Annotated in this window: 15 protein-coding genes and 1 pseudogene; 11 read left to right on the top strand and 5 right to left on the bottom strand. The window is 67.1% G+C overall.

The window, feature by feature from the left end:
- The first annotated feature begins 155 nt into the window (after nt 1-155).
- The 9 genes and pseudogenes from ACLLJJ_RS00365 (at nt 156) to ACLLJJ_RS00325 (ending at nt 8747) form a co-directional block, all read left to right on the top strand.
- A complete protein-coding gene (locus ACLLJJ_RS00365) occupies nt 156-539 on the top strand; it encodes a hypothetical protein (protein ID WP_434587195.1) in 384 nt (127 codons plus the stop codon).
- A 3-nt stretch (nt 540-542) separates the two neighbouring features.
- Nucleotides 543-1565 (top strand): IS3 family transposase, encoded by a 1023-nt coding sequence (locus ACLLJJ_RS00360; protein ID WP_434600252.1) that lies wholly within the window; start codon nt 543-545, stop codon nt 1563-1565.
- A 481-nt stretch (nt 1566-2046) separates the two neighbouring features.
- Nucleotides 2047-2157: a keywimysin-related RiPP gene (locus ACLLJJ_RS00355; protein WP_434587193.1), complete on the top strand. Its 111-nt coding sequence runs from the start codon at nt 2047-2049 to the stop codon at nt 2155-2157.
- A gap of 25 nt (nt 2158-2182) precedes the next feature.
- A complete protein-coding gene (locus ACLLJJ_RS00350; RefSeq protein ID WP_434587191.1) occupies nt 2183-4039 on the top strand; it encodes a lasso peptide isopeptide bond-forming cyclase in 1857 nt (618 codons plus the stop codon).
- Nucleotides 4040-4080: 41 nt separating this feature from the next.
- Nucleotides 4081-4335 (top strand): lasso peptide biosynthesis PqqD family chaperone, encoded by a 255-nt coding sequence (locus ACLLJJ_RS00345; RefSeq protein WP_434587189.1) that lies wholly within the window; start codon nt 4081-4083, stop codon nt 4333-4335.
- Complete coding sequence (locus ACLLJJ_RS00340) at nt 4332-4766, top strand: lasso peptide biosynthesis B2 protein (RefSeq protein ID WP_434587187.1); 435 nt, start codon at nt 4332-4334, stop codon at nt 4764-4766. The genes ACLLJJ_RS00345 and ACLLJJ_RS00340 overlap by 4 nt, the downstream gene beginning before the upstream one ends.
- The gene (locus ACLLJJ_RS00335) at nt 4763-6619 is read left to right on the top strand and encodes an ABC transporter ATP-binding protein (protein WP_434587186.1); all 1857 of its coding nucleotides are present in this window, start codon (nt 4763-4765) and stop codon (nt 6617-6619) included. Before ACLLJJ_RS00340 ends, ACLLJJ_RS00335 begins: the two co-directional genes overlap by 4 nt.
- A gap of 119 nt (nt 6620-6738) precedes the next feature.
- A pseudogene (locus ACLLJJ_RS00330) lies at nt 6739-7224 on the top strand (ISL3 family transposase); the annotation flags it as partial.
- A gap of 596 nt (nt 7225-7820) precedes the next feature.
- The gene (locus tag ACLLJJ_RS00325) at nt 7821-8747 is read left to right on the top strand and encodes a hypothetical protein (RefSeq protein WP_434587184.1); all 927 of its coding nucleotides are present in this window, start codon (nt 7821-7823) and stop codon (nt 8745-8747) included.
- 140 nt (nt 8748-8887) lie between these two features.
- On the opposite strand, the gene ACLLJJ_RS00320 is transcribed toward ACLLJJ_RS00325, so the two are convergent.
- Nucleotides 8888-9091 carry a hypothetical protein gene (locus ACLLJJ_RS00320; RefSeq protein ID WP_434587182.1) on the bottom strand — a complete coding sequence of 68 codons (204 nt, stop codon included), beginning with the start codon at nt 9089-9091 and terminating at the stop codon, nt 8888-8890.
- Nucleotides 9092-9153: 62 nt separating this feature from the next.
- Entirely contained in the window at nt 9154-9696 is a 543-nt protein-coding gene (locus ACLLJJ_RS00315) for a transposase family protein (protein WP_434587180.1), read from the bottom strand.
- A 256-nt stretch (nt 9697-9952) separates the two neighbouring features.
- On the opposite strand from ACLLJJ_RS00315, the gene ACLLJJ_RS00310 reads away from it, so the two are divergent.
- Nucleotides 9953-10141 (top strand): DDE-type integrase/transposase/recombinase, encoded by a 189-nt coding sequence (locus tag ACLLJJ_RS00310; RefSeq protein ID WP_434600251.1) that lies wholly within the window; start codon nt 9953-9955, stop codon nt 10139-10141.
- A gap of 27 nt (nt 10142-10168) precedes the next feature.
- The gene (locus tag ACLLJJ_RS00305; RefSeq protein ID WP_434587179.1) at nt 10169-10516 is read left to right on the top strand and encodes a transposase; all 348 of its coding nucleotides are present in this window, start codon (nt 10169-10171) and stop codon (nt 10514-10516) included.
- Between the two features lie 58 nt (nt 10517-10574).
- Here the strand turns inward: ACLLJJ_RS00305 and ACLLJJ_RS00300 are convergent, their stop codons facing one another.
- The 3 genes from ACLLJJ_RS00300 to ACLLJJ_RS00290 all read right to left on the bottom strand — a co-directional run bounded on the left by ACLLJJ_RS00300 (nt 10575) and on the right by ACLLJJ_RS00290 (nt 14844).
- A complete protein-coding gene (locus ACLLJJ_RS00300; protein WP_434587178.1) occupies nt 10575-11141 on the bottom strand; it encodes a nitroreductase family protein in 567 nt (188 codons plus the stop codon).
- A 314-nt stretch (nt 11142-11455) separates the two neighbouring features.
- Entirely contained in the window at nt 11456-12775 is a 1320-nt protein-coding gene (locus tag ACLLJJ_RS00295) for an aminotransferase class V-fold PLP-dependent enzyme (protein WP_434587177.1), read from the bottom strand.
- A gap of 950 nt (nt 12776-13725) precedes the next feature.
- On the bottom strand, nt 13726-14844 hold the full coding sequence (locus ACLLJJ_RS00290) for a ScbA/BarX family gamma-butyrolactone biosynthesis protein (RefSeq protein ID WP_434587175.1): 1119 nt from the start codon (nt 14842-14844) through the stop codon (nt 13726-13728).
- Nucleotides 14845-14876 lie beyond the last annotated feature (32 nt).

Raw genomic sequence — 14876 nt, 5'->3', positions numbered from 1 at the left:
TGCTCGCGCTGCTGCGCCGCCTACACGGCTTGCTGATCGCCTTGGCGGCGAGGAGGGAGCGCCGGATCGCCTGCGCCCTCTCTGTCAGCCTTGGGTGAGACGTTCCGCTTCGGCGGGTTAGCCTGAGAGGGCACCGACAGGAGAACCACCCCCTCATGACCAGCACCAATCCCACCGGAGCCGACCCGGCCCCCAGGCCGAAGCGCCGCTCCTTCAGCCCGGAGTACAAGCTGCGGATCGTCGCCGAGTACGATGCCGCGCCCAGGAATGAGAAGGGCGCGGTCCTGCGCCGCGAGCGGCTGTACCACTCGCACCTCACCGAGTGGCGGGCCGCGCGGGACGCCGGTGCCCTGGAAAAGCTGGTCGACCATCGCACCAGCCCGGCGCGGCCGAAGAAGCCGGCTGCCGAGACAGAGAACGAGAAGCTGCGCCGCCAGGTGGAACGGCTGGAGAAAGAACTGGCCCGGAACAAGGCCGCGCTGGAAGTCATGGGAAAAGCTTCCGCGCTCTTGGAAATGATCTCCGAGAGCGCGGACTGAAGCCTGTCACCGGCCCTGTCGTGGACGAGGCGTTCACCGGCGTCGAGGCTGAGCTGGGCATCACGGGCCGCCTGCCGGCTGACCGGTCGGTCCAGGGCCACCCACTACCGCAGGCTTCGGCCCCCGCCACCACGCAAAGAACGTATCCCTCAGGTGCAGCCGTCGGCCCTGTCGGACGAAGAGCGGGCCGCAGTCCTGGACTTGATGAACAGCGACGAGTACGCCGAGCTTGCGCCCGCGCAGATCTGGGCCCGCGAGCTGGATGCCGGGCGCTATCGCTGCTCGATCTCGACGATGTACCGGATCCTGCGCGAACAGGGGCAGAGCGGCGAGCGCCGACGGCAGGCCACCCATCCCGCCAAGACGGTGCCCGAGCTGGTCGCCACCGGGCCCTCGCAGGTGTTCACCTGGGACATCACCAAGGCGGCCGGACCGGTCAAGGGCGTCTGGTATCACGCCTACGTCGTCATCGACATCTTCAGCCGGTACATCGTCGGCCACACCGTCGAAGCGGCCGAATCAGCGACACGGGCCGAGGAGCTGATCCGCGAGACCATCACCCTCAACGGCATCGTGCCCGAGACCGTGCACGCGGATCGCGGCACCTCGATGACGAGCAAGAAGGTCTCCCAGCTGCTGATCGACCTGGGTGTCACCCGGTCCCACTCGCGGCCGAAGGTCTCCAACGACAACCCATACAGCGAGGCCCAGTTCAAGACCACGAAGTACATGTCCGACTACCCCGAGCGATTCGCTTCACTGGCCCACGCCCGCGAATGGTTCGACGCGTTCATCGCGTACTACAACCACGAACACCGGCACTCGGGCATCGGCTGGCACACCCCGGCCTCCGTCCACTTCGGGACCGCCGAGGAGGTCCGCGACCAGCGGGCCGTCACCCTCGCCGAGGCATACACCCGTCACCCCGAACGCTTCGGCCGCCGCCCCCGACCACCCGCAATACCCCAGACCGCCTGGATCAACGACCCGGCCAAGCGCCGCGAAGCAACACCACAAACCTCATAGCGTCACGACCGTCTCACTGGACTTGAATTCTTCCGGCGAGGTCAGAGAGATCGGCGGCTACATCCAGCCATTCAGGCAAGGTAAGCACGGCAAAGAAGCACGGCGGTAAGAGTGAGTGCGCCCGGGCGGCTCCGTCTGATTCCGGTCGGTGTATACCCCTCGACAAGCCCGCTGGGGACTTTGGGATGCGCAGGTCGAAACGTTTCTCTGTCCCCAAAAGCACCCCGCTCGCCCGATGTTGTCTTCTGGCCGAAACCCATGACCAGCCGTGCAGTTGGCGGACTCTATTTGCGCTTTACGTATGATCCGATTTTCTTTAGTGGTCTTGCCACGGCACCCGCTGATGCGGGTAGCTATGGCGTGCACCCGCTTCCTTGTTCCGGGCTTCCGATGAGCCCTGGGCGGGGTGGCTGTGAACCGGCCTCCGGTTCACAGCCGACCAGGGAGGTGGTCGTGCACACCTGCACGTGAGGGAGACGTCATGAAGAAGGCTTACGAAGCGCCGGCGCTCGCCAAGCTGGGGACGTTCCGGAAGAAGACCGGGCTCCTGCAGCGTTCCGGCAACGACCGGCTCCTCCTGAGCAAGAACTGACGACCGACGGTTCTGACTCGACGTCATGACTGAACAGCATGAGAGTGCGGGGGCGGGCCCCGGCGACGCGCACTTCACGGTCTTCACCGACCGTGAGAGCGCGGCCGCCGCGGTCCGCCCCTTCTCCCGCCCCGGAAGTCGGACCCTCACACATGCCTCGGGCCGTCCCTGGCTCGTCGGCCACTGGCACGACGACGAGATCGTCACGGCACATGCCGGCCGCACTGGTCTCGCTGTCATCGGCTGCTGCCCGATCGATGCCGGCGAACTTCAGCGCCGTGCCGGCCGACTTCGTGACCTTGCCGAGCTCGACGCACTGGCTCGCTCCCTACCCGGCAGCTTCCATCTCGTCGCCGCGCTCGACGGTCAGCTCAGGGTGCAGGGCACCGCGTCCGGGCTCCGACTGGTCTTTCACGCCCCCGTTGACGGCGTGCAGGTGGCTGCCAGCCGCGCCGACGTACTCGCCGCCGCGCTAGGCGCTGAACCGGACGGGGAGCAACTGGCCGTCCGGTTGCTGTGGCCGGTTCCCCATCCGCTCGCTGAAGCACCCATGTGGAGAGGCATTACCGCCGTGTCCCCACAGGACGCGCTGATCATCGCGGCGGACGGCCGGACCGTGCGCCACTCGCGCTGGTGGACACCGCCGGAGCCGTTGCGCACGCTCGCCGATGGCGCCCCCCTTGTCCGTGAAGCCCTGGTCACGGCGGTCGATGCCCGTACCCGGCAGGGCGGCGTGGTCAGCAGTGACCTGTCCGGCGGCCTGGATTCCACCTCCATCTGCTTCCTGGCGGACCGTTCACCGGCCCATGTGGTGGCCAGCACCTGGCCGGGGCGCGATCCCGCCGACACTGATCTGTACTGGGCCGAACAGGCCGCCCAGTCAATGCCGGACATCGACCATGTGGTCTGGGACGCCCACGCCTCTCCACTGGTCTACAACGACTTGCTCAGCATCGACGACCTGCTGGACGAACCGACCATCGGCGTCATGGACCGCTCCCGAGTCCTGCACCACCTGCCCGCCATGGCCGAGCGCGGCAGCCGCCTACACCTGACCGGTATCGGCGGCGACCATGTGGCCTGGTGCTCCGAGGCGTACTACCACCGGCTGCTGCGCACCCGCCCACGGTTCGCCCTCTCTCAGCTTCGCGGCTTCCGGGCCCTGTGGCAGTGGCCACTGAGAGGCACGGCACGGGCACTGGCCGACTCGCGGCCGTACGGGAAGTGGCTGGCCGACTCCAGCGGTCGCCTGCGCGACCCGCTGCCTGCCACGGTCAGCACCAGCCTCGGCTGGGGCATGCCCCCACGCCTCTTCGACTGGGTGACCCCCGACGCCGAACGGGCAGCCCAGCGGGCGCTGCGCGAGGCCGCGGCGAACGCGGTCCCGCTGCACCCAGACCGCGGCCTGCACGCCGACCTCGACCAGATCCGTTCCTGCACACGCATCATCCGCCAGTGGGACCGGATGGCCGCCCGGGCAGGCATGCCGATGGCATCGCCGTTCCTCGACGACCGCGTCATCGAGGCATGCCTGGCGGTGCGCCCGAGCGAGCGTGTCACGCCCTGGCAGTACAAACCCCTCCTGACCGCCGCGATGAGCGGCATCGTGCCCGATGCCTGCCTGCGGCGCACCAACAAGGCCGCCGCCTCCATGGACGCCTCCAACGGGCTGCGCGAACACCGCGCTGATCTGCTGGCACTGTGGGAGGACTCCCGGCTGGAGCAGTTGGGCCTGGTCGACGGGAACGCGTTGCGCCGGCTCGCCCAACGGCCGGCCACACCCGAGCTGCGCGACGCGATCCTCTACTCGACCATCGCCGCCGAAGTCTGGCTGCGCGGCCTGGACCGCACCACTGAGCCTAAAGCGCAGGCCCGTTACTAAAACCGTTCTCTGAACTCGACCCCGGGAAAGGTACGCACACCATGGCATTGCGGTTCGGCGCCAACGTCTCCGCGGCGGAGACCGATTACGGCACGGTCCTTCTCGACGAACATGTCGGCCAGTACTGGGAGTTGAATCCCACTGCCACCCTGGTGGTCAAGACACTGATGGCGGGCGGTGACGAAGCGGACGCGGTCGCCGCGGTCGCCGACGAGTTCGACATCGACGTCGCCCAGGCGAGGCAGGACGTCGATGCCCTCGTCCAGCAGTTGTGGACCTCGGGGTTGGTGGAATGACGACCCCCAGCGCACTGGAGCGACCCACCGGCGTCCCCAGCGCGCGGCGCCTGGCCGCCCGACTCGTCCTTTTACCCGCGCTCGTACTCTCCTTGCTGCCGCCCCGCCGGATCCGTGCCGTGCTCGGCCTGGCCCGCCGCGGCGCCAGACCGGCCACGGCCGCACAGGCCAAGAATGCGCGGGACGCCATGTGTGCAGTGAGCCTGCGGTGCGCCGGGCCGAAGGGCTGCCTGCCCCGTTCCCTGGCAGCCGCATTGCTGTGCCGCCTGACGGGGAGCTGGCCGACCTGGTGCACCGGGGTGCGCGTAGTACCGCCGTTCACGGCGCACGCCTGGATCGAGGCGGACGGCCGCCCCATCGGCGAGGGCGTACCCGACGACTACTTCACCCGGCTCATCACGGTCGCCGCCGTGAGCCGATCGGGCCGATGACCGACACTGTCGTGAAGCAGGCACAATCCGCGGCGGGAGATGACCGCTCCACACAGACCGCGGTCGCCACCATGTACCGGCTGACGGACGGGCACCGCGCGTCTGCCCTAATCGCCACCGCGCTCACTTTGGTCGGCTCCGCCCTGGGCCTGGCTCAGCCGCTCGTCGCGAAGCAGGTCGTGGACGCGAGCGGACGCGGACAGGTACTGGGACCCCTGCTGCTGCTCCTGGCCGCATTGTTCGTCACCGAAGCGGCGACGGGCGCGATGGGCCGTTTCGTTCTGGAGCGCATGGGGGAGGGCGTCGTACGGCAGCTGCGTCACAACCTGGTGGGGCGGCTGCTCCGACTGGAGATGCGGGAATACGACAAGCACCGCAGCGGCGACCTGATCTCCCGGGTCACCACCGACACCACCCTGCTCAGAGAAGTGGTCTCCCAGGCACTGGTCGACCTGGTGACCGGCACCCTCGTCGCCGCCGGGGCGATCGTCCTCATGCTGTGGATCGACCCACTGCTGCTCCTCCTGGTCGCGGCGACCGTGACCGTCGCCGCCGTGATCGTCGCCTCGCTGCTCAAGGGCATCCGTGTCGCCTCTGAACGCATACAAACCTCCATCGGCGCGATCGCCGCCGACCTGGAACGTGCGCTCGGTGCCCTGCCGATGGTCCGGGTGCACCGCGCGGAGGACCGTGAAGCTGCCCGCATCGGCGCATGCGTCGAATCGGCGTACATCGCCGGTGTACGGACCGCGAAACTCGCCTCCGTGATGAGCCCGGCCGTCGAACTCGCCGTCCAAGGCTCCTTCCTGATCGTCCTGGTCATCGGCGGTCTACGGGTGAGCACAGACGCCAACTCCCTCGGCGACCTGGTCGCCTTCCTGCTATTCGCCTCGTATCTGGTCCTGCCGCTGTCCTCGGTCTTCCGCGCGGTCGGCCTGATCCAACGCGGCATGGGCGCCTACCAGCGCATCGAACAGGTGCTGTCCCTGCCGGCAGAGCCCTCACAGGCCCAGACACCGGCCCGGGCGTGTACACGGGAACCGGCCCGGCAGACCCTCTCGCACGAGAAATCTGCCCTCGCCCTGCGGGACCTCAGTTTCGGCTACGACCCGAGCCGGCCTGTGCTGCGCGGCATCTCCTTCACCGCCCCTCACCGGAGCCAGACAGCTCTGGTCGGCCGGTCGGGTGCGGGCAAAAGCACAATCTTCGCCTTAGTGGCCAGATTCTACGAACCGGACTCCGGCGCCCTGCTCTTCGACGGCCAGCCTGCCACCGAGCTGAGCCGCGCGGAGTGCCGGTCGCGCATCGCGATCGTCGACCAGAACACCCACGTCGTCCACGGCTCACTGCGGGACAACATCACCTACGCCGAACCCAACGCCTCCGAGGCCGAAGTCCAGCGCGTAGTCGAACTCGCCCAGCTCACGGGCGTCGCCGAACGGCTGCCCGGCGGCCTGTCCGGCATGCTCGGCGAACGCGGCGGCACCCTCTCCGGAGGCGAGCGCCAGAGAGTCGCCCTGGCCCGCGCCCTCCTCGCCCGGCCCTCCCTCCTGCTGCTGGACGAGCCGACATCCCACCTGGACGCCGTCAACGAAACCGCGCTCACCGCCGTGATGCGCGACGTGGCCCGAGAATGCGCCGTCCTGGTCATCGCGCACCGCCTGTCCACAGTCCAGCACGCCGACCGGATCATCGTCCTGGACAAGGGCACCGCCGTCGCCTGCGGACGTCACGAGGAACTGCTCACCACCAGCCCCACCTACCGCGAGCTGGCCGCCGGACAGATACTCCGTCCAGCCACCACGCCCTCCCACGTGACGTCCGCACGCCCGCACCCGCACAGCCCCCTGTGAACCGGTCGGGCACAGGGGGTGCGGCGGCGCCTGGGCACCGCAAAAGCCGGGACTGTAAGAAGAACGGCTCTGTCCCGTAGCCGGTGGTGACGGCAGGTGACGAGAATCTTTGACGTCATATGCGAGATGTCAACTCCCTTGTGGCGACGGGGTTTCCAGGGCTCTCGGCGCTGGTCATAGATGATGTGGCGGACGACGGTGAGGTGATCCGGGTCCTGGCCCGGACCGGGATGTTCCCCTTCCCTGCCCGATGCGTGGGGTCACGACGGGGAAGGCGCACGGGTACCACGGCCGGACAGCCGCGGACGTGCCTGTCGATGGCCGCCGGGGTCGTGGTCAACATCCAGGTGCGACGTCCGGTCTGCCGGTGGCAGACCTTCCGCGAACAAGTCCCCGGGCTGATCCAGCGCCTTCAGGGCCGCACCACGCGTCTGGCCAGCCAGGTCTCGGGAGTGGTCAAGGCGTATGTGGCCGCCCGGCTCACCCGGTTACTGGCCACGCCCGTCTCCTATGCCACCGCGCTGCGCGTCCTGCGGCGCATCCCCGTACCGACGGTGCGGATCCCACGGGTGATCGAGGTCGACGACTTCGCCCTGCGCCGCCGCATTTTCCGGCGTCATTGCGTACGACATGTATGAGGACTAAAATTTCCCATCAAACACAGGTGGCCGCATATGCCGAAAATCCTTGGATTCGGCCACCTCGGTTCAAGCAGGGAAAAACGAGCAGTCGACGCAATGCGCCGTCGCCACCCAGCTCTACCTGCCCCGGCGTTGTGCGAAGCGCCTCATCGGGTCCTGGGTGTTCGGGCGGTCAGAAGTACCCTTCGGCTGCTGCACCTGCGAGAACCCGCAGATCAGTGCCCACGCGCTTCCAGAAGTTTCAGAAATGGCTAATTCGCGTCGGTCTTTGGCGGTCGAATCGAGCGAACGTTGACTAAACGCTAAATTCGAGGGAGTTTTCCTACCGCAGGTGATGTGCCGGCCTGTCGGGTAAATGTCGACGAGGATCGCACGCCTTATACCATTACAAATATCTGGACAGGAGTGTCGTATGGAAGTAGCGCGGAATTTCTCGGACTGCCTCACGGTATGCGACATCAGGAAAGTGTTCGAGGAACAATTGTTCTTTTCTCGGTGCTGTGCCGTCCTGATTTCGCGCTTCGGATCGATCCCCGTTTCACCTGAGCCAGAGGAACCCTGTGAACAGGAAACAGACCACCGCTCTCCTCGCCCTTCCCACGCTCTTCGCCGGGGCTGCGCTTTTCCTCGGTGCTCCTGCCGGTGCCTCGGCCCTGGCCTGCACCGCGGGCACCGCGGGCGTCGCGGGCGCCAACGGCACCACAGCCCACCCCGCCGGCTTCCCCGGGACCGCGGGGGGCGCCGCGAGCGGAACCGGGAACTGCGCCGGCGGTGCGGGTGGTCCTGGCGGTAACGGTGTGCTGGGCGGGGTCGGCGGTGCGGGGGGCAACGGCGGGCTCGGTCTGGGCGGCGGCTCCGGCGGCGCGGGTGCTGTCGGCGGTAACGGTGGTCCCAATGGTGCGGCGGGCGGTAACGGTGGCACCGGTGCCACCGGCGGCCTCAACGGCGCGGGCGGTGCGGGCGGTGCGGGCGGTGCGGGCACCCAGGTCGCTGCGGGCGGCATAGGTGGGGCCGGCGGCAACTCCGGTGCCAGTGCCGGAGCCGGCGGTAAGGGTGGCCTGGGTGGTGTTGGGGGGTCCACCGGTGGTGCGGGCGGCAACGCGGGCAACGGCGGCATCGGCCACGGCGGCGGCACGGGCGGCAACGGCGGCGCCGGCGGCATCAACAGCTCCGGCAACGGCGGCAAGGGCGGTAACGCCGGAAGCGGCGGCAACGGCAGCTCGGGCGGCGCTTACCCGGGTGGTGCCGCAGGCATCGGCGGGGCCGGCGGTGTGAGCTCCGGCGGCATGGCCAACTCGGGCGGCAACGGCGGCATCGGCGGCAACGGTGGCGTCAAGTCGGGCGCCAGCGCCGATGGGACCTGCGGTATCGGCGGCGCCGGTGGCAACGCCACCGGGGGCGTGCTCTTCTACGGCGGGACCGGCGGGACCGGCGGAACCTTCGGCGCCGGCAGCCCCTGCGCGAGCGGCGCCAACGGAACACCGTGACCTTTCATGCCAGGCGCCCCGCACCATCGCGCCGCAAGGCCACCTGGCGCGGTCCCGGGATGTGATGGCCGCACCTTGACCCCCGCCACTGAGAGTCGGTGAACCGACTCTCAGTGGCGGGGGTGTACCCCAGGGCGGCTTCAAGCTCCCGGTAGGAGCGGGCTGTCGGTGATGCCCCAGATCCAGACGGCGTGTTCGGGTGCGTCCCGGATCGCTCGGGTGGTCTTGGCGATGTTGTCCGCTCCCAGCAGTCGCAGCCTGCCGATGGCCAGGTTCCGCAGAGCGGCCATCGCCCGCGGCGCGCTGCCGGTGTGGACGGTGGAGGCGTCCTCGGCGAACACCACATCTCTGACATGGTGGCTGAAATTTTCGATTCCCCCAGTGCCCGCGTACGTATCCGCCCAGGTCAGCGGGGCTGGCCTGGTGGGTATCGAGGCTGGTGACGGCGTAGACCGTCTCCCGGGTCTGCGGGGGCGTGGGTGACGGCGGACAGCAGGTGCCGGTGGCGCTGCTGCCGGTGCGCGGATCCGGACAGCGCCTTGCCGTCCACCGCGATCGCCGGCCGCGGCGACGAGACGGTGCGGCCGACATCGGTGTGGTCGCGTTCGGTCAGGTAGGCACCGATCGCAGTGTCCAGGGCATCGCCGTCGAGGGCGGCCAGGAGCCGGGTGAGGGTGGCATGGGACGGGGCTCGCCGACGTCCGGGCAGGTGGCGGCGGATGCCGAACTGTTCCAGCACCGTGGTGGTGGCGCGCTGTCCCCACTCGGTGATCTCGGTGATCGTCCGGGCGCCGGAGACGACTGCGCAGGCGCAGATCAGCAGCAAGCCGACCAGGGGATACCACCGACCGCGACGCGAACGCGGATCGGGTACGCGCCCGAAGTGGGCGCACAGGCGACCGGTGTCGTGCTCGTGGAGGGGACCCAGTTTCGCCAGAACAGCAGGCATCGGGAAGGATGGAGCGGCAGGCACGGGACCTCAAAGTGATCAGCTGGCGTAGACACCCTGATGATCACCGGTCTCGTGCCTGTGCTGTTGCCGCGTCAACTCCCGCTGGGCGCGGACGATCTACGCGATCCCGGAACTTGCAACCGCCCTGATGCTCCAGCGGATGAACGTACAGGCCGGAGCGGAACTGGTCCGCGCGCTGATGCGCGAGCTCGGCCTGGTGCCATGTCAGCCGCGGCCCTGACGGGCGACCACGATCGCCGATGATTCGGCGCCGGCCACGCCCGACCTGCTGGCCCGTGACTTCACCGCTGACGCGCCCGGGCGCAAACTGGTAAGCGATATCACCTACGTTCACACCTGGGCCGGGTTCTTTTATCTCGCGACCGTCATCGACTGCCACACCAAAGCTGTGGTCGGGTGGGCGATGGCCGACCATATGTAGACCTCTCTCATATCGGATGCACTCGATATGGCGGCCCGGAACATCGACCTCGCCGAAGGCTGCATATTTCGTTCCGATCGCGGCAGTCAATACACGTCCCGGGAACTTCGTTGCAAGCTCCGCTCGTTGGGTCTGCAGGCGTCGGTCGGCCGCACCGGTGTCTGTTGGGAAAATGCCATGGCTGAATCATTTTTCGGCGCCCTCAAAAACGAACTCGTGCACCGGGCTGCGTTCGCAACACGCGCACATGCCCACCGGGCGACCGTCCGCTACATCGAGATGTTCTCCAATCAAAAACGCCTCCACTCCGGACTCGGCTACAAGACTCCCGCGGAAGTCCACGCCGAGTACGAGGAGTTGCAGGCGGCAATATAACGAGAACCCTCAACATCGCTGTCCGAGAAGCACAGGGCCCCTCAGTCACCTACCAGGGTCAGAGGGGCCTGAAGTTGGAGATGCGGTGGGTGATGTCCTTGGTCGCTTGGCGCTTTGGCGGTTCGGATTGCTGGGGGGTGCCTATGCGTAGCCAGCCGAGGAGGCGTTCCTGGTGACGCAGACCCATGGCCTGGCGTACCTGGTCGGTTTCGGCGTTCTTCCCGCTGTGCCAGTTGCTGCCGAAGCCACGGGCGTGAAGCAGCAGTGCCAGGGAGTTGGTCATGGCGGTGGTGGCGGCGAGTTGTTCCCACTCGGGGATGGAGGCGGGATCTTCGGTGTCGATCGGTAGGGGGGAGAACACGACGGTGACGAGGAGTGGCGCTCTTTGGTTCTCCTGTGTATTTCCGGGACGGGTCTGAGTTCCTGCGTATCGGTCGGCGAAGGGGCGCTGCAGGGCTGTGTGGCCTTCGTTGCGTATGAGGATGAGTCGCCAGGGGCGGAGCCCTCCATGGTCGGGCGCCGTGGCGGCTACACGCAGCAGATAGGCGAACTCCTGGTCGTTCGGGGCAGGTTCGACGAGGTGATGTTCGCTGCGGCGGGACAGTACGGCCGTCATGACATCCATGGTCGATCCTCTTCTGCGTAGGGCAAGGGGTGGTGGGAAGTGGGCAACGGTGTGCTCTCGCCCGTAGCGGGGCTGTCCGTTGAGTCAAGTCAGGGGCGTTCTGGTGTGAGGGGCAGCCCTCCTGACGCTGATGGAGATGCTGCGGCCGGCCGCAGTGTTGTGCTGCGACGCGGGCAGCCACTGTGGCGCGTAGCGGCGTCCGGCGTGCACCACCGGGTTCATGGGGACGCGGTGGTGCACGCTTGTATGTGCTGGATACCGGGGTGGTTCCGTCGGCATTGCGGTGGGGGTGCCGCAGTAGTGATCGCGGGCGGTCAGGCCAGTGAGCGTACGACGCGCAGAGCCATGTCGATGTCCTTGGGGAAGTTGACGATTCCGGCAGACAGGCGCACGTGCGGGACTGCGTATGGTGTGCCGCTGGCGATGACCCGATGGTCGCGGAAGATCTTTACGACGTCCATTGGCTTATAGCCCTTTACGTCGAAGCAGACGAAGCCTGCGGACAATGCGGGGTCGAGCGGCGTGTGAAGGGTGACGTGTTTCATGCGGGCCAGACCTTCCTTGATCTGGCTGTTCAACTCGGCTATCCGGTCCTGGACGCGGGTGCGTCCAATCTGTCGGTGGAAGCGGAACGCTTCGATGGTGGCCCATTGGTGCTCGTACGCGAAAAACCCGCCGGGGCTGATCCACGCGGCGTGGGTCGGACCGACCGGCGGGCGGTCCTGCCGCCAGGCGTCGGTTGTTTCCTTGGCCATCAGGCTGGGAATCGTGGGCTGAAGAAGTTCCCAGTTCTCCGCTTTCGCCCAAATGATTCCGGTGCCGCGCGGACCGAGGATCCACTTGTGCGTGCCTGCGGAAAAGAAATCGCAGCCCATCTTCGCGACGTCTTCGTCCACTACGCCGAAACCATGGACCCCGTCCACCACCAGCAGGATGCGATTCGACTCGTCGCGGTGGCGGTTCAAACTCTTGAGAGCGGCCGCAAGTTCGGCAATAGGCAGCCGCACGCCTGTTCCGGAATGGACCCAGGTGACACCGACGACTCGGGTGTTCGGGCGCACAGCGGCGCATATCCGTGCGATGGCCTCTTCCGCGGAGAAGTTCAGCGAAGATTCGTAGAGCGGGATTTTACGCATGCTCCCGCCCCACTTTTCGACAGCAAGACGTATCGACTCGTGGTGCGGGTAGAACTCGTGCGTGGTCGTCAGGACCTCTTCGCCCGGCTTCAGGCGCAGCCCGTTGTAGATGAGGGCAAGTCCCATGGTGGTGCTGCTGGTAAGTGCGATCTCTTCAGGCTTCCCGCCGACATATTCGGCAGCGGCCGCGCATACGTCGGGCCACAGCTTGTCCTCGTCGAGTTGGAACATGTTGTCGTCGAGGAAGCTGTACGGATTCTCGTCGAACGCCTTCCGGTATTTCGTGATCGCGTCGCGTACGGGGGCCGGGTTCGAGGCGAAAAAGAAGTTCGACAGATGCGCGAACCTGGGTGAGAGCAGGAACTGTGCACGGACGGATTTCCAGTTGTGCGGTGCGAAGGGCTGGGGTGCGGCCGCCTGTGCGCTGGCATTCCCCATTGCCAGTGAGGAAGCCGCGATGCCGGAACCGACAAGAATTTTGCGACGCGAAAGAGACACGATCAGTCCTCCAGGAAGCGGGGTGGTTTGTGTGGGCCGGCTGAAGACGGCCGTAGCGTGTCGCCGTTTTTTTGCTGAGGTTCACTGCTAACAGGGTTCGGAGTAGCCTGTCAAGAAATGTTCCAGAATCCGCTCAGGCGATCTTGCGGTCTGGGCGATGGTGAGCCTTGTGGAGGGCGGTGTGGGAGTTTCGGACTACGTCCATGAGCCGGCGGAGAAAAGGGCCGGTAGGTTTGACGGAATGTGGATTTGCTCGTTGGCTGTCTTCTATTGAACCCAAACTCTTCGGGTTCCTTCTCGCAGAGCTGTGACCTGGGGCGATTCCTCAGCAGCCCGAGCAGACCAAGAGTTTCGGATCAATAGCTACCCGTACGGCGAATATGTGAAATGGTGGAGAAATGAAGTTTTGTCGGAGGCAGGGTCGCTAACCGTTATTCAGGGGACTTCGAGTGCGGTGCGTGTGTTTTCGACTGAGGAAGCTCCTCAGTCGAAGCCGCGGATGGGCGCGGACTGCAGCTCTCGCGCGGTGGGAGCGGTGCGGCGCCGGGAGGCGGTGCGTACGCGTTGCTTCGCCGCCGCGCGGCGGTGTCACGCGCGGGGCCGGGGTGTGGGCCGTGTGGAGACGGCGGGTTTTCGTTTGGAGCGGCGGCGGTTGCGGCGGTGTCGGTTACTCCGGCCCTGCTCCAACTCGCTTCTGCTCGGAGCTTGGTAGAACGCGGCAGACCCTGCCACGTCGACGTCATATGCATGCGCCCTGCGGTGCCGGGCGCCCGGGGCAAGTCGGTGCGGCGCCCCCTCCGGCGGGGCGGTTCCGCCGAGGGGGCCTCGCCGTGCGTGTGGTGCCCGTCTGTGGTCGGAGATCTTCTCTCTCCGTGTAAGCGCCCGTGGGAAGGGTGCAGTTTCGCCGGGGCGTCGGCAACGGGGAGGTCCCGTGCGGGCGCGGTATTTCCCTACGTGGCAGGGCTGTTCCACTCGGCCCCGCACGGGGCTGAAACCTCGCAGGTCGCGGCCGGTCGCGGTATCTCGGGCGCCGGTGAGCCATAGGTCCGCTGTGCCGAGAAGAAGGGGCGTCGTGCGGCTTCGACGGGCGTGGGCAGTGCGGCTTCCCCGGACTTGGGCAGCGCGGCTTCGGTGGTTGTGGACGGTGCGGTTTCATCGGGCGTGGACAGTGACATCTCGCCCGACGTGCACAAGGTGTTGTCCTGCTCGACGGCGAAGCGGAGCCGGTCGGGTCTCGCTGCAGGGAAGAGCTGGATCCAGCACGGTGCGTCGAGCTCGAGGTAACGGTGGAACTTCGTTTCCATGCCTACGACTACGACCGGGACGGGGGTGCGCGCCGCCTGGGCGGCCTGGCGGGCGGCTTCCAGAATGAGCATGCCCGGGACGTGGTCGACGGGATGGTCGAACAGCGCGGGGTGTTCGGTGTCGACCCGCAGCTGCCAGCAATTGCTGCGTCCTCCGGGGGCCAGGACGACGTCTTCGGACAATCGGCGGCCTGCCAGGTGCGCGAGAATTGCCTTCTCGGGCGGACGGGCCATGGCGAGGGCGCTGTTCAGTTCGCTGTGAACTCCGCGCAGCCGGCGGTAGACAGCGGGGGAGTGGCTGGTGAAGCGAGCTTCGGCCGTGCCCAGATGCCGGCCGTCGCGCTCGGCGCGCAACTGCAGTGTCATCGCTGCGAGGTTGGCGCGGCGGCGTTCTATGCCCGTGCAGGAGATGTGGAGTACCAGCTCGGCCGGTCCGGCGCTGCTGCGCAGATTCTCCAGTGCTAGGCCGTAGCTGAAGTGTTCCCAGATCAGGTGGTATCCGAAGGGGACGTCATAGGCGACATGGGACAAGAGGGGGATGGCCTGCCGGACGGTCTCCGCGAAGAGCATGGGATCGTACAGCTGGTGGGCCAGGCGGTAGAAGCCGTGGGTACGCGGCCATTGGGCCGTCACGGTGTACTCATCGGCGGAGCGTTTGTGCCAGCTGGTGAGCAGCACCTCGGAGTGGGCAGTTTTGTGAACATACTTGCTCGGAACAGCAGTTTCCGGGCGTGCGAGCTCGCTGGTGGTGCTGTGCATAGTCATCCCCTGTGCCTCGTGGCTGACGTACGAGCGCT

Origin of the sequence: Streptomyces sp. A5-4 (assembly GCF_051131715.1) — a bacterium.
Taxonomy (GTDB): domain Bacteria; phylum Actinomycetota; class Actinomycetes; order Streptomycetales; family Streptomycetaceae; genus Streptomyces.
The sequence above is the reverse complement of the archived record's forward strand: the minus strand, read 5'-3'. Positions and strand labels throughout refer to the sequence as shown.